This window comes from Ruegeria sp. CE8 (genome assembly GCF_056537465.1).
Window position 1 is genome coordinate 1 of the sequence record NZ_JBQFRP010000021.1, and the last position, 13485, is coordinate 13485.

A 13485-nucleotide genomic window follows, 5' to 3' on the forward strand; every position below is an offset into this window, starting at 1 on the left:
GCCGCTCAGCTGTTCGCCATAAAGACCGTAATTGCACCGCTGCGGGCTGTTCATCCCCCGCGGCAACGCACCCGGCAATGCCTCGGTCTCAAAATCGTTCCCAAAGCCGGGTATGTAACCCTTGGAAATGGCGGCCTCATCATTAGCGATAGTCATTCCGCTATTCTTCTGGAGGTCAGTCATCAGGGTCTCCTGTTCAAACGATTCGGGCAGACTTTGAGCTTATGCTCAATAAACGTTTCAATTGCAACGAAGTCAATATTTTTGTTGCAGGTGCAACGAAGATCTGGCTTCAATGACGTTGAAAGGAAATTGATGCATGAGCACCAGAGACTTGCCTGAATTCGATTTGGAAGGGTTCTTGCCGTATCGACTTACAGTTCTGGCCGCGCACCTGAGCGCAGAAATGGCGCAACAATATAAAAACCAATTTGGAATCTCGAATTCCGAATGGCGCGTCCTTGTGAATGTTGGATATGCCGAGAATCCGTCGGTTCGGGACATTGAAAAAAGGGTCAATCTGGAAAAGTCAAAGGTCAGCCGCGCGGCGGCACGGCTCGAAGGCCGCGGCCTGATTACCAAAGTTGTGGATCCCGATGACCGACGGTTGGTCAATCTCGCTTTGACAGGCAAAGGCGCCGATCTTCTAAGTCAACTTGTCCCAATCGCGATGTCATTTCAATCCAGCCTAGAAGCCAAACTTGGCGAAGCCGAGGAAGCTTTGATAAACGCCCTCGATTTGCTGTCGGACGAACAGTAGAACTGAAAAAATCACGATTTTGGCAAACTGTAGGGTTCGGATTGCTCTTGGCCATGCCCGGGAAAACAAGGAAGGTGTTGTGGTAAAACTGATGTAAACCGAACAGCAGCCCAAAGCGCGTCTGTCCAAAAACTCGCATTGCCTGGTGCCACAGCTACACAATGCGCCTCGGTGGAGCATTGAACTGAGTGACGCGCCGAAAGTTTTGCGTATAAGGACCGCGTTGGCCGAGAATACGGCCTTTTTGACGCGCATCCGGATCGATGCCCATTTAGATCAACCGATTGCTCTTCGGTCTCACTTATTTTCAGTGACTGCCCTTGGGGACGGCAATAGCCCTCAGCAATCTGTCATGAGAAAGCCTCGGCTGCTTAGGGGGAGTTTCTTCGTCCCTGGGATTGCACCTATTTCCGCCAACTCGACTCGTTGCAAGTGCAACGACTTGATTTAGATCAAGTGGCGGTAATCCGATTCGAGATAATCATTGCAAATGCAACAATTATGGAGGAGGCCAAAATGAACGCTCAGACTCTCAAACTCGATCAAATTCATCACGTCGCATATCGCTGCAAGGATGCGAAGGAAACGGTCGAATTCTACACCAAAATGCTGAACATGGATTTTGTTCTGGCAATTGCCGAAGACCATGTTCCTTCGACGCATGAACCCGGTCCATACATGCACCTGTTTTTGGACGCGGGTAACGGAAACGTGCTGGCGTTCTTCGAATTGCCGACCAAACCTGAAATGGGGCGCGATCCGAATACGCCGAAATGGGTCCAGCACATCGCGTTCAAGGTCAAAGACCGAGAAACGCTGATCGGGTTCAAGGAACACCTCGAAGCCAACGGCATAGATGTGCTGGGCGTCACCGATCACTCGATTTTCCATTCGATCTACTTCTTCGATCCCAACGGCCACCGTGTGGAACTGGCTTGTCCCGGTCCAGAGGAAGAAGAAATGATCAAGCGGCTGGACGCGGTGAAATGGGACATGCTGGAAGAATGGTCGCGCACCAAGAAGGCGCCTCAGCATGCGGACTGGCTTCACGCCAAAGAGTTGGGGAAAAAGTGATGCTCAACACCTATGATTTTCCCAAATTTCCCTATGTGCAATCAGAGGATCAGAAATCCGGTCAATCGGTTCGCCACCCTGTCGTGATCGTCGGCGGTGGTCCGGTCGGGTTGACCGCAGCGCTGGACCTAGCTGCGCAAGGGATCAAGGTTGTTGTGCTGGACGACAACAACACGGTTTCGGTCGGTTCTCGGGCCGTCTGCTATGCCAAGCGTCCGCTAGAAATCTGGGATCGCCTTGGTGTAGGCGAGCGGATGATCGAAAAGGGCGTCGACTGGAAGCTGGGGCGTGTGTTCCTGCGCGATAAAGAGGTCTACACCTTCGATCTGTTGCCGGAAAACGGACACAAAATCCCAGCCTTCATCAACCTTCAGCAATACTATCTCGAAGAATACATGGTTGAAGCCTGTGATCGGAATTCGCTGATCGACATCCGGTGGAAACACAAGGTCGTGTCGCTGCACCAGCAGGATGACCATGTCGAGATGGCCGTTGAAACTCCTGACGGGATTTTCACCCTCGAAGCGGACTGGCTATTGGCCTGCGATGGAGCAAATTCGGATACCCGGCGCATGGTCGGGGCCGAATTTACCGGCCAGTTCTTTCAGGACCGTTTTCTGATCGCCGACATCGTAATGAAGGCGGATTTCCCGGCCGAACGTTGGTTCTGGTTCGATCCTGACTTTCACCGGGGGCAGTCGGCTCTGTTGCACAAGCAATCCGATGACGTCTGGCGGTTGGACTTTCAACTGGGCTGGGACGCTGACCCAGAGGTCGAAAAACGCCCTGAAAATATCATCCCCCGGGTCAGGGCAATGATTGGGGAGGATGTGGAATTCGAACTGGAATGGGCATCCGTCTATCAGTTCGCCTGCCGCCGCGTCGATCAGTTCCGTCACGGTCGCGTTCTGTTTGCCGGAGATGCGGCGCATCAGGTTTCCCCCTTCGGCGCACGCGGAGCCAACACCGGGGTTCAGGACATTGACAACCTGTCATGGAAACTGGCTGCCGTTCTGCGCGGCGAAGCCCCGGTTGCCCTGTTGGACACGTATCATGCCGAGCGGGCCTATGCTGCTGATGACAACTTGCTGAATTCAACCCGATCCACAGATTTCATCACGCCCAAGAGCGGCGCATCGAAACGGTTCCGCAACGCAGTTCTGCATCTTGCAAACGAGACCGAGTTCGCCCGACCGTTGGTCAATTCGGGCCGGTTGTCTACGCCTACGCCGTATCTGGACAGCGCGTTGAGCACGGCCGATGACTGCGCGTGGAAGGGGCGGATGGTGCCTGGCACCTGTGCTTCTGACGCGCCAGTAGTTTTGGATGGCAAGGATGGTTGGCTGCTGGATCAGTTCACTGGCGGTTTTGTCCTGCTTGCCTTGGGCGTTGAGGCTGAGCCGGTCGATGCCGGAGTCTTCACGCCGAAGGTGGTCACGTTGGGCAGCAGCTTTGACGATCCACAGGGGCTGGTGTCCGAGCGCTATGACGCGGCGGACGGCGCGCTGTATTTGATCCGCCCGGATCAGCATATCGCGGCCCGCTGGCGCAGTTTCGACGCGGACGCCGTAAAATCCGCGATTTCCAAAGCCACAGCGGGAGCTATCTGATGAGCCTGAACCTGACACCCAATATCGAGTCTCCGGACGATTTCTATCAGTTGCTCACAGATGCACAGCGCGATTTGACGGATGAAGACGCCAATGACATGAATGCGCGTCTGGTTCTGATCCTTGCCAACCAGATTGGATCACTGGACGATTTGAAAGAAGCAATTGAAATCGCAAAGTAAAGATCGCCACGCCCGCTTGGTCGGGCGTGGTTTTCCAGCCCGTCTTTAACGACACCTGAATCCGGCTGCGCTCCATCAAACGATAGCTGCCTATGCGCGCAGTTTGCGGAAAGTCCCAAGCCAAAAAATAGTTGCAAGGCGCCATAGTTCGAGGCGAGAGTTTTGAGGCCGACGCGGGCGATCAGAGCGGGCGCATGACAAAATGAAAAAAGCCATTAAAGCGGAAGACGCTGCTGAACTTATCCCTGATGGCGCCAGTCTTTTGATTGGAGGTTTCATGGGCGTTGGCACTCCGAACCGGATCATCGATGCCCTTGTTGCGCGGGGTGCCAAAGGCCTTGAGATCATTGCGAACGACACCGCGATGCCCGATGTCGGCATCGGCAAGCTGATCGCTGCGAATGCTGTGCGTCGTGTTGTGGCAAGCCATATCGGCCTCAACCCGCAGACGCAGGAAAAGATGATGTCCGGCGAGATCGAGGTTGAACTTGTCCCGCAAGGCACGCTGGTGGAACAGATACGTGCAGCAGGTGTTGGGCTCGGTGGAATCCTCACCCCGACTGGATTGGGCACCAGTGTTGCGGAAGGAAAAGAAATCGTGACCGTTGGCGATCGGGATTATCTTCTGGAGCAGGCCATTTCGGCCGAGTTCGCGCTGATCGCGGCCAAAAATTGCGACTATGTTGGCAATCTCGAGTATTCGCTGACCGCGCATAACTTTAATCCCGTCATGGCGCTTGCCGGAAGAACCGTGATTGCCGAACCCGAGCATATCCTGCCGGTTGGTGCTATTCCGCGTGACAGCGTCAAGACACCGGGTATTCTGGTGGATCATATTCTAGAAAGGGCGCGCAAATGACCCTGCCATCCAGCCCCAAAGACATCATTGCCCGGCGCGTGGCGCAAGAAATCAAATCGGGAATGCTCGTCAATCTGGGTATCGGCCTGCCGAGTTTGGTGGCCAATCATCTACCCTTGGACGCGGGCGTGTTCTTCCAGGCCGAGAATGGCGTTATCGGTCTGGGGGCCCGCCCGCCCGAGGGGATGGAGGACGAAAATCTGACGGATGCAGGCGGCGGCTTTGTCTCCGCAGTGCCGGGGGCTGCGTCCATCGACAGCGCAATGAGTTTCGGCATAATTCGCGGAGGCCACCTGGACATGACAGTCCTGGGTGGGCTGCAGGTTGATGCCATGGGGCGGCTGGCAAACTGGATGGTTCCGGGCAATCTGATACCGGGCATGGGTGGCGCAATGGATCTGGTTACCGGCGCCCGCCGCGTCATCGTCGCGATGCAGCATTCAGCAAAAGGTAAATCGAAGGTCGTGGCTGAATGTGACCTGCCTTTGACGTCGACCAGGCCCGTGGACCTGATAGTAACCGAACTGGCCGTTTTTGTGCCAACGCTGGACGGCTTGGTTCTCAGAGAGCTCGCTCCGGGCACAACTGTCGAAGAGGTCGCGCGCCATACGGAAGCTGGGTTTATCGTTGAAGACGATATCGGAGTTATGAACTTAGCGAACTGGACGAACTAACAGCGCACAGTGGTAGATCTGACCGGGGGTTAGACTTTGACCGCTTGCAATTCCTCGAGCAGATCCAACAGGTCGTCCAGTTTCTTGCGGCCCATCTGTGCCTCGATTTTGTCCGCAATCTCCAACGAAGCGGCAAGGTTCTCTTCCAGTATCTTGCGGCCCTCAACCGTGATCTTGACCATGGTTCGGCGCTTGTCCTGACTGTCTTGGCGGCGGCTGATCTGACATTCAGCCTCCATTGTACGTAAAATGCGGGTGAGGCTTGGCAGCAGCAGGCAAGCTTCGTGGGCGATGGTGCTTTGCTCGACCTCGCCCAATTCGTCCAGAACACGCAGGATTCGCCACTTCTGCTCGGTCAATTGAATGCCCTGCAGCATGTCGCGCACGGGGGCCATGACGGTTTCGCGGGCGCGCAGCAACGCAATCGGAAGAGAGCGCGCGGTGCTCTTTGTGTGGCTTTGAGTGTTCATGCCATCTTCTAGAGCGGCATTTCTGAAATTGCAAAGATTAACAAGGCAAGCACTTGACGGCGGGGACTCAAAAAAGTAAACATGTTAACAAATAAAGGAGAGCACATGCCACATTTTCACGTCGAATATTCCGGGAATCTGGAAGACAAGATCGACATGGCTGGCCTGTGTGAGTGCATCCGGGCAACGGCAGCTGACATCGACGCGTTTCCAATGCCGGGAATTCGTGTCCGCGCCGTGAGGGTCGATCATTTCGCCATTGCAGACGGCAATCCCGCGCATGGGTTCATCGACATTTCGATCCGTCTGCGCGCCGGACGACCCGACGAGGTTAAGCAGGACGCTACAACCCGCATTTTTGACGCGGTCAAGGCGTATCTGGCACCAGCCTTCCTACAGCATTCCATCGCGCTCTCGCTTGAGATGCGCGACATCGAACCGAACCTTTCGCCCAAAACCGGCACGATTCGGGACCATTTGACCGCGAATACCCAGGAGACCTGAAGCATGAGCGCACTGGATACAAATACCGATAAACTAGCGGGTTTCTTGGCGCGCTTCAAAGAGACAGGCATCAAGAACCGCATCGCCGGAGAGGATCGCGACGGGGCGGCAGGTGTGATTCAGACTACATCACCGGTCGATAAATCGGTGATCTGCAACGTGGCGCATGGCACGGCAGACGACATCGATGCCGCAGCAAAAGCTGCCCACGCCGCCTTTGCCGAGTGGCGCGACATGCCCGCGACCGAGCGCCGTCGCATTCTGCTCAACGTGGCCGACGCCATTGAGGCGCGCGCCGAAGAAATTGCCCTGTGCGAATGCTGGGACACCGGCCAAACCTTGCGCTTTATGTCCAAGGCCGCGCTGCGCGGGGCCGAAAACTTCCGCTATTTCGCGGATCAGGTGGTTCAGGCTCGGGACGGCCAACACCTGAAGTCGCCTACGTTGATGAACATCACAACCCGCGTTCCGATCGGGCCGGTGGGCGTGATCACCCCGTGGAACACGCCGTTCATGCTGTCCACTTGGAAGATCGCTCCGGCGCTGGCGGCGGGTTGCACCGTGGTCCACAAGCCGGCCGAAGACAGCCCCCTCTCGGCCCGCCTGTTGGTGGAAGTCGCAGAAGAGGCCGGCCTGCCGAAGGGCGTGTTGAACACCGTCAACGGCTTTGGCCCTGATGCTGGCAAGGCGCTGACCGAACATCCGTTGATCAAGGCCATTGCCTTTGTCGGCGAAAGCCGTACCGGCAGCATCATTACCAAGCAGGGTGCTGACACGCTCAAGCGGATGCATCTGGAACTGGGCGGCAAGAACCCGGTGATCGTGTTCGATGACGCCGATCTGGATCGGGCACTGGATGCGGTGATCTTCATGATCTACTCGATCAACGGCGAACGCTGCACATCATCCTCACGTCTGCTGGTACAGGACACAATCAAGGAAGAGTTCGAGGCCAAACTGGTCGAGCGTGTGAACAACATCAAGGTCGGCCACCCGCTGGATCCGGCGACTGAGATTGGCCCGTTGGTGACAGAAGAGCACTACAACAAGGTGACCAGCTATTTCGACATTGCCAAAGAGGACGGCGCGACCATCGCGGCGGGAGGTGTCAAAGTCGGTGACGAAGGCTATTTCGTGCGTCCCACCTTGTTCACCGACGCCAACAACGACATGCGCATAGCGCGAGAGGAGATCTTTGGCCCGGTGCTGACCTCGATCCCGTTCTCGACCGAAGACGAAGCCCTGCAGATGGCCAATGACACCCCCTATGGTCTGACCGGTTACGTCTGGACCAACGACCTGACCCGCGCCCTGCGCTTTACCGACAAGCTTGAGGCCGGGATGATCTGGGTGAATTCGGAAAACGTGCGTCACCTGCCAACCCCCTTTGGTGGGGTCAAGGCCTCGGGCATCGGGCGGGACGGCGGCGACTGGTCCTTCGAGTTCTACATGGAACAGAAACATGTGGGCTTTGCCACCGGCCAGCACAAAATCATGCAGTTGGGCAAGCTGTAACAGCCTGCCCCAACAGAATCTGGAAGCGCGCGCACCTTAACCTCCAGGAGGAGAAAATGGGAGAAATCGTTCTTGCGGCCAAAATGACCCATGTGCCGACCATGCTGATGTCGGAACAGGAAGGCCCGGTCAAAGGCGCGCGTCAAGCCGCGATTGATGGCCACCGGGAGATTGCGCGGCGCGCAAAGGAACTGGGTGCCGATACGGTGGTGATTTGCGATACGCATTGGGTTGTGAACGCGGGTTTTCACATCAATTCGAATAAGCATTTCGAGGGCCTGTTCACCTCGAACGAATTCCCGCAATTCATCAAGGACCTGCCTTACGTATATGACGGTGACCCGGCGCTTGGGGATGCCATAGCCGACATCGCCACGAAAAAGGGCGTGCACACGCTCAGCCATCAGGTGGACAGCCTCGAGCTGGAGTACGGCACCCTTGTTCCAATGCGCTTCATGAGCCGCGAGGCGGATTTTAAGGTGGTCTCGATTGCCGCCTGGTGCACTGTTCACTGTCACGATGAAAGCCGCCTTGTTGGCGAAGCCATCCGCGAGGCGGTGGAGGCCAGCGACAGCAAGGTTCTGCTGGTCGCCTCCGGATCGCTGAGCCACAAGATCTGGCCGAACAAGGATTATGCCGCAAACAATGGTACATTCACCATCAGTTCCGAGTTCAACCGTCAGGTGGATCTGCATGTTCTGGACATGTGGCAGGCCGGAGATCACGCTACATTCCTGAAAATGCTTGGTGAATACGCAAATTTCTGCTGCGGCGAAGGGTCGATGCATGACACCGCCATGCTCTACGGCGCTCTGGGTTGGGACTCGTATGTTGCGAAATGCGAGGTTGTTACCGAGTATTTTCCGTCCTCCGGAACCGGGCAAACCAATGTGATCTTCCCGGTAACCTGAACCAGCTGACAGGCGCGCAACGCCATTTTTGGAGAGGAGTCGATCATGGGAAAGATTGTACAGGCCGCGAAGATTACGCATGTGCCAAGTATCTGGATGTCCCACACGATGCCGAAATACAAAGGCATCCGCCAACCTGCCATCGATGGCTATGCGCGCCTGCGTCAGGATGCGATCGACCGGAAGGTCGACACCTTTGTCGTTTTCGACACCCACTGGATCACCAATCAGGGCTTTCACCTGAACACGAAAGAACACCACAAAGGCCGTTTCATCAGCCACGAACTACCGCACATGCTGGCGGATATGGAGTTCGACTATCGCGGTGATCACGAGTTGGGGGAAACCATCCTGGACGTTCTGCGTGAGCGTGGAGAACGGGCGCTAGGCCATTCGCACCCCGACATGGGCATGGAATATGGCACCCTTCTGCCGATGCATTTCATCAATGATGGCGTAAACGCGCGCGTCCTGCCTGTCGCGGTCAATCAGTTCTCGTCCATTGCCGAAAACCGGGTCTGGGGCGAGGCGATTGCCGAGGGCATCCGGCGGTCCGGGCGCAATGTCTCGATATTGGCCTCGGGCTCGCTCAGCCATGATTTTTCGCCCAACGAACGTTCGCAGGACGGACTGAACTCGGTCAACGGTGAGTTCAATCGCCAGATGGACCTGCGCGTGTTGGAGCTGTGGGAGCAGGGCCGTTTCGAAGAATTCCTCGCGCTTTTGCCCGACTACGCAAAGAAATGCGCAGGCGAGTGCGCCATGAACGATACCGCCCTGCTGTTCGGAGCCCTTGGCTGGGGCAGCTACAAGGGTGAGATCGACATCTACACGCCTTATTTCGGAAGCTCCGGCACAGGTCAGGCCAATGTCAGCTTTTCGGTCTGACGCAGGATTACAGGAACCAACAGAATGACAGAACTGCGTCTCAACGACCCCTCTTTGCTGATCCAGGCAGCGAAAGTTGGTACGAATTGGGTTGGCACCGCCGATGCGGTGGACACAATCGACGTCACCAACCCGGCGACCGGCGAGCTTATCGGCAAGGTCCCCAAACTTGGGGCGACCGAAACTGCCACTGCCATTGCGGAAGCGCAAAACGCTCAGAAAGACTGGGCGGCCCGCACCGCGAAGGAGCGTAGCCAGATTCTGCGACGCTGGTTCGATCTGATGATGGAACATCAGGACGATCTGGGCGCAATCCTGACAGCCGAACAGGGCAAGCCGCTGGCTGAGGCGAAGGGTGAGATTGCCTATGGCGCGTCCTTTATTGAGTGGTTCGCCGAAGAGGCGCGCCGCGCCTATGGCGATGTGACGCCCGGCCACGCGCCGGATAAGCGGATCGTAACTATAAAGCAACCGATCGGGGTGGTTGCGGCGATCACACCGTGGAACTTCCCCAATGCCATGATTACCCGCAAGGCCGGTCCAGCCTTTGCCGCAGGCTGTTCCATGGTGTTGAAACCGGCCAGCCAGACGCCATTCTCGGCCATTGCATTGGCGGAACTGGCTGATCGGGCGGGTCTTCCGAACGGGTTGTTCTCGGTCCTGACCGGGTCCGCGCGCGGGATCGGGGGAGAGATGACCTCCAGCAAGATCGTGCAGAAGCTGACCTTTACCGGTTCCACCGAGATCGGCGCGCTGCTTTACGCCCAATGCGCTCCAACGATCAAGAAACTGGGGTTGGAACTGGGCGGCAACGCGCCGTTCATCGTGTTCGACGATGCCGATCTGGACGCGGCTGTCGAGGGTGTCGTGATCGCCAAGTTCCGCAACAACGGCCAGACCTGCGTCTGCGCCAACCGCATTTACGTTCAGGCCGGTGTCTATGACGCCTTTGCCGAAAAACTTGCTGGAAAAGTCGCAACCTTGCCGACCGGTAACGGATTTGACGAAGGCATAATTTTTGGTCCCCTGATTGATCAGGCCGCCGTCGAAAAAGTGGCCGAACATGTCGCCGACGCGACCGGGAAAGGTGCGACTGTGACGCTGGGCGGCAAGGCCCACGAATTGGGCGGTACCTTTTTTGAGCCTACCATTCTGACCGGCGTAACCTCGGATATGGCGGTGGCCACCGAAGAAACCTTTGGCCCTGTCGCCCCGCTGTTCAAATTTGACACTGAAAGCGAAGTTGTCGACGCAGCGAATAATACCGACTTTGGTTTGGCGTCTTACTTCTACTCTCGCGATCTCGCCCGCGTCTGGCGCGTTTCCGAGGCGTTGGAATACGGCATGGTCGGGATCAATACCGGCCTGATCTCGACCGCCGAAGCGCCATTTGGCGGAGTTAAGATGTCTGGTCTAGGCCGTGAAGGTTCGCGCCACGGGCTGGATGACTTCATGGAACTGAAATACCTGTGCATGGGTGGCATTGACGCCGCCAAGGAGGCCTGATGCGCTTTGCAACTTACACCGCCAAAGGAGCGACCTATTTCGGTGCCATCACCGATAAAGGCGCAATCGCGCTGAACGACGCCTTCCCCGATCAGGCCAGCCTCTATGAGGTGATCGCCGCGGGCGATTTTGACAAACTGACCGGGGCAGCAGAGGGCCGCGAAGTGACGCATGCAGAGTTCACTTATGAAATGGTGATGCCGGATGTCCGCCGTATCCTCTGCGTCGGCGTGAACTTTCCCGACCGCAATGCGGAATACAAGGATGGCAGCGCACAGCCCAAATACATGTCGCTGTTCCCGCGCTTTGCGAGCGGATTTACAGGCCATGACCGCCCGCTGATCCGTCCGCCGGAAAACCACACGCTGGATTACGAGGGCGAGGTCGCCATCGTAATCGGAAAGACCGGCCGCCGGATTTCGCAGGAGGATGCTTATAACCACATCGCAGCGCTGACCCTGTGTAACGAGGGTACGATCCGCGATTGGGTTCGGCACGCCAAATTCAACGTAACGCAGGGCAAGAACTGGGATAACTCGGGCGCAATCGGCCCATGGCTGGTGCCCTTCACTGATGCGGCGCAACTGGATGATGCGCGCATTCAGACCCGCGTGAATGGCGAACTGCGCCAGGACGACACATTGAACCGCATGATGTTCCCGATCCGGCACGAGATCGAGTATATCTCGACTTTCATGACCCTGCAGCCAGGTGACATCATCGTCACTGGCACCCCCACAGGGGCAGGGGCGCGGTTTGATCCCCCGAAATATCTGGCGCCGGGCGACATGGTCGAGGTTTCGGTCAAAGGCATCGGCACGCTGCGCAACACGGTTGAGGACGAACAGGTATGACCCCCGAGGATCACAACCGCGCTGCCGCTGACTTGCTACAGGCAGAGCGTACGCGCGAGCAGATTGGCCTGCTGACCTTGCGCCATCCCGAGATGGGGATGGATGACGCATATGAGGTACAGAACGCCATCTATCGCCAGAAGCTGACCGAAGGGCGCAAGGTGATCGGCTGGAAGATCGGGCTGACCTCGAAGGCGATGCAATATGCGCTGAATATAGACATCCCCGACAGCGGTATTCTGTTCGATGACATGGCGTTCGAAAATGGCGCGACCGTACCCGCGAACCGCTTCATCCAGCCTCGGATCGAAGCCGAAATCGCGTTCGTCATGAAATCTGCAGTGGGCGGTGAACATGTCACCCGCGACGATATCATTGCGGCCACGGATTACGTCGCCCCGTCGATTGAGATCCTCGACACGCGCATTCAACGAGTGGACCCCGAAACCAGTAAAGCACGCACAGTTTTTGACACGATCAGTGATAATGCCGCCAATGCGGGCATTGTTCTGGGCAACGACCGGCACGCGGTCGAAGCCTGTGACCTGCGCTGGGTCGGCGCACTGACTTTCCGCAATGGCGAAATCGAAGAAACGGGGCTGGGCGCGGGAGTGCTGAATGACCCGGTCGAAAGCGTAGTCTGGCTGGCCCGCCGCATGGCGCAATACGGCCAAAGCATCGAACCCGGTCAGGTGATCCTGTCGGGCAGCTTCATCCGCCCAGTTGAATGCCCCTCGGGCACGGAAATCCACGCGGATTTCGGTCCGTTCGGATCGGTCGATATCAATTTTGCCTGAAGGAGCGCTGTGAATGCCTGCGCCAAAGAACACGTTCAAAGCGGCCCTGGCAGCCGGAAAGCCTCAGGTCGGTTGTTGGGTCGGCATGGCCGACGCCTACGCCGCCGAAATCGCCGCGACCGCACGGTTCGACTGGCTGTTGGTTGACGGGGAACATGCGCCAAACGACTTGCGCTCGGTACTGGAACAGGTGCGCGTGATCGAAGGATCGGGTAGTGCACCCGTCGCGCGCCTGCCGATCGGCGAGGCGTGGATGATCAAACAGTATCTGGATGCGGGCATTCAGAACATTCTGGTGCCGATGGTCGAAAGTGGTGATCAGGCGCGGGATCTGGTGCGCGCTGTACAATACCCGCCTCATGGAGTGCGCGGCGTCGGTTCAGCGCTTGCGCGCGCGTCGCGCTTTGCTGCGATCCCGGATTATCTGGCAACCGCGGATGATCAGATCTGCTTGCTGGTGCAGGTTGAAAACCGCGCCGGGCTTGAGGCGTTGGATGACATTCTGGCCACCGATGTAGATGGTGTTTTTGTCGGCCCCTCGGATTTGGCCGCCGATATGGGGCATATCGGTAACGCGGGTCACCCCGAAGTGGTCGTGGCAGTTCTGGACGCCATCACCCGCATCGTGGCGGCGGGCAAGGCGGCAGGTATCCTGACACTTGATCCTGAGATGCAGCGTAAGTGTCTGGATCTGGGCGTTACCTTTCTGGCCACCAGTATCGACGTCACGCTGTTTGCCAAGGCTGTGCGCGATGCAGCTGATGCCGGTTTGCGCCTGGTGGTAGATCGGATGGGTGATTGCCGCCCCATGCAGGCTTCTAGCCAAAGCCGATAGCATTTCCTTTCGCGGCACTAGAAATTCGAGGGATACTACTGATTTC

At 57.2% G+C, this 13485-nt stretch carries 16 protein-coding genes; 14 read left to right on the forward strand and 2 right to left on the reverse strand.

Annotated features, from left to right (window positions below):
- Nucleotides 1–156: homogentisate 1,2-dioxygenase (locus tag ACR0AA_RS22535; RefSeq protein ID WP_480757629.1), on the reverse strand; the 156-nt coding region annotated here is incomplete at its 3' end.
- Between the two features lie 163 nt (nucleotides 157–319).
- Here ACR0AA_RS22535 and ACR0AA_RS22540 point away from each other — a divergent pair.
- The 6 genes from ACR0AA_RS22540 (at nucleotide 320) to ACR0AA_RS22565 (ending at nucleotide 5159) form a co-directional block, all read left to right on the forward strand.
- A complete protein-coding gene (locus tag ACR0AA_RS22540; RefSeq protein WP_480666130.1) occupies nucleotides 320–760 on the forward strand; it encodes a MarR family winged helix-turn-helix transcriptional regulator in 441 nt (146 codons plus the stop codon).
- A 516-nt stretch (nucleotides 761–1276) separates the two neighbouring features.
- Entirely contained in the window at nucleotides 1277–1834 is a 558-nt protein-coding gene (locus tag ACR0AA_RS22545) for a VOC family protein (RefSeq protein ID WP_480757577.1), read from the forward strand.
- Entirely contained in the window at nucleotides 1834–3444 is a 1611-nt protein-coding gene (locus ACR0AA_RS22550) for an FAD-dependent oxidoreductase (protein ID WP_480666132.1), read from the forward strand. Before ACR0AA_RS22545 ends, ACR0AA_RS22550 begins: the two co-directional genes overlap by 1 nt.
- The gene (locus ACR0AA_RS22555) at nucleotides 3444–3626 is read left to right on the forward strand and encodes a DUF2783 domain-containing protein (protein WP_480666133.1); all 183 of its coding nucleotides are present in this window, start codon (nucleotides 3444–3446) and stop codon (nucleotides 3624–3626) included. Before ACR0AA_RS22550 ends, ACR0AA_RS22555 begins: the two co-directional genes overlap by 1 nt.
- 202 nt (nucleotides 3627–3828) lie before the next feature.
- Nucleotides 3829–4485, forward strand: coding sequence for a CoA transferase subunit A (locus ACR0AA_RS22560; RefSeq protein ID WP_480757581.1), 657 nt, complete (start codon nucleotides 3829–3831; stop codon nucleotides 4483–4485).
- Nucleotides 4482–5159: a 3-oxoacid CoA-transferase subunit B gene (locus ACR0AA_RS22565; RefSeq protein WP_480666135.1), complete on the forward strand. Its 678-nt coding sequence runs from the start codon at nucleotides 4482–4484 to the stop codon at nucleotides 5157–5159. Before ACR0AA_RS22560 ends, ACR0AA_RS22565 begins: the two co-directional genes overlap by 4 nt.
- Before the next feature lie 29 nt (nucleotides 5160–5188).
- On the opposite strand, the gene hpaR is transcribed toward ACR0AA_RS22565, so the two are convergent.
- Entirely contained in the window at nucleotides 5189–5629 is a 441-nt protein-coding gene (gene hpaR / locus ACR0AA_RS22570; RefSeq protein WP_480666136.1) for a homoprotocatechuate degradation operon regulator HpaR, read from the reverse strand.
- Between the two features lie 105 nt (nucleotides 5630–5734).
- Between hpaR and ACR0AA_RS22575 the strand changes: the two genes are divergently transcribed.
- The 8 genes from ACR0AA_RS22575 to ACR0AA_RS22610 are packed head-to-tail and all read left to right on the forward strand — an operon-like array spanning nucleotide 5735 to nucleotide 13439.
- Entirely contained in the window at nucleotides 5735–6133 is a 399-nt protein-coding gene (locus tag ACR0AA_RS22575) for a 5-carboxymethyl-2-hydroxymuconate Delta-isomerase (RefSeq protein WP_480666137.1), read from the forward strand.
- A gap of 3 nt (nucleotides 6134–6136) precedes the next feature.
- Nucleotides 6137–7648: a 5-carboxymethyl-2-hydroxymuconate semialdehyde dehydrogenase gene (hpaE, locus tag ACR0AA_RS22580; RefSeq protein ID WP_480757584.1), complete on the forward strand. Its 1512-nt coding sequence runs from the start codon at nucleotides 6137–6139 to the stop codon at nucleotides 7646–7648.
- A 56-nt stretch (nucleotides 7649–7704) separates the two neighbouring features.
- Nucleotides 7705–8559, forward strand: coding sequence for a 3,4-dihydroxyphenylacetate 2,3-dioxygenase (gene hpaD / locus ACR0AA_RS22585; protein ID WP_480757586.1), 855 nt, complete (start codon nucleotides 7705–7707; stop codon nucleotides 8557–8559).
- A gap of 45 nt (nucleotides 8560–8604) precedes the next feature.
- A complete protein-coding gene (hpaD, locus tag ACR0AA_RS22590) occupies nucleotides 8605–9447 on the forward strand; it encodes a 3,4-dihydroxyphenylacetate 2,3-dioxygenase (RefSeq protein WP_480666140.1) in 843 nt (280 codons plus the stop codon).
- A gap of 24 nt (nucleotides 9448–9471) precedes the next feature.
- Complete coding sequence (locus tag ACR0AA_RS22595; protein WP_480666141.1) at nucleotides 9472–10953, forward strand: NAD-dependent succinate-semialdehyde dehydrogenase; 1482 nt, start codon at nucleotides 9472–9474, stop codon at nucleotides 10951–10953.
- On the forward strand, nucleotides 10953–11807 hold the full coding sequence (locus ACR0AA_RS22600) for a fumarylacetoacetate hydrolase family protein (RefSeq protein WP_480666142.1): 855 nt from the start codon (nucleotides 10953–10955) through the stop codon (nucleotides 11805–11807). Before ACR0AA_RS22595 ends, ACR0AA_RS22600 begins: the two co-directional genes overlap by 1 nt.
- A complete protein-coding gene (gene hpaH, locus ACR0AA_RS22605) occupies nucleotides 11804–12604 on the forward strand; it encodes a 2-oxo-hept-4-ene-1,7-dioate hydratase (protein ID WP_480666143.1) in 801 nt (266 codons plus the stop codon). The genes ACR0AA_RS22600 and hpaH overlap by 4 nt, the downstream gene beginning before the upstream one ends.
- A gap of 13 nt (nucleotides 12605–12617) precedes the next feature.
- A complete protein-coding gene (locus ACR0AA_RS22610; RefSeq protein WP_480757589.1) occupies nucleotides 12618–13439 on the forward strand; it encodes an aldolase/citrate lyase family protein in 822 nt (273 codons plus the stop codon).
- Nucleotides 13440–13485 lie beyond the last annotated feature (46 nt).